Source organism: Kitasatospora sp. NPDC087315 (assembly GCF_044744345.1).
In the GTDB taxonomy this organism is placed as follows: domain Bacteria; phylum Actinomycetota; class Actinomycetes; order Streptomycetales; family Streptomycetaceae; genus Kitasatospora.
Window position 1 is genome coordinate 1 of record NZ_JBIUYD010000066.1, and the last position, 1,077, is coordinate 1,077.

General features: G+C 57.2%; 1 rRNA gene. It reads right to left on the bottom strand.

Annotated features, from left to right (window positions below):
* Positions 1-1,077 (bottom strand): 23S ribosomal RNA (locus tag ACIO5D_RS38495); the annotation flags it as partial.

The window sequence follows — 1,077 nt, forward strand, 5'->3', positions numbered from 1 at the left end:
AATGAGTGACGGATTTGCCTATCACTCGGCCTACACCCTTACCCCGGGACTACCACCGCCCGGGCTGGACTACCTTCCTGCGTCACCCCATCGCTCACCTACTACCCCATTGGGCCACCGGCTCCACCACGTCCCTTTGTCCGAAGACTCCAGGCCGGCTTCACGGGCTTAGCATCAAGAGGTTCAGCGTTGGCGCTTCAAAGCGGGTACGGGAATATCAACCCGTTGTCCATCGACTACGCCTGTCGGCCTCGCCTTAGGTCCCGACTTACCCTGGGCAGATCAGCTTGACCCAGGAACCCTTGGTCAATCGGCGCAAGAGTTTCTCACTCTTGTATCGCTACTCATGCCTGCATTCTCACTCGTATACCGTCCACGACTGGTTTCCACCGCCGCTTCACCCGGCACACGACGCTCCCCTACCCATCACAGCAGGCGTTAGCCCTTCATGCTGCAATGACACGACTTCGGTGATGTGCTTGAGCCCCGCTACATTGTCGGCGCGGAATCACTTGACCAGTGAGCTATTACGCACTCTTTCAAGGGTGGCTGCTTCTAAGCCAACCTCCTGGTTGTCTCTGCGACTCCACATCCTTTCCCACTTAGCACACGCTTAGGGACCTTAGTCGGTGTTCTGGGCTGTTTCCCTCTCGACCATGGAGCTTATCCCCCACAGTCTCACTGCCACGCTCTCACTTACCGGCATTCGGAGTTTGGCTAAGGTCAGTAACCCGGTGAGGCCCATCGCCTATCCAGTGCTCTACCTCCGGCAAGAAACACGTGACGCTGCACCTAAATGCATTTCGGGGAGAACCAGCTATCACGGAGTTTGATTGGCCTTTCACCCCTAACCACAGGTCATCCCCCAGGTTTTCAACCCTGGTGGGTTCGGTCCTCCACGAAGTCTTACCTCCGCTTCAACCTGCCCATGGCTAGATCACTCCGCTTCGGGTCTTGGGCATGCAACTCAAACGCCCTATTCGGACTCGCTTTCGCTACGGCTACCCCACACGGGTTAACCTCGCTACACACCGCAAACTCGCAGGCTCATTCTTCAAAAGGCACGCAGTCACGGCC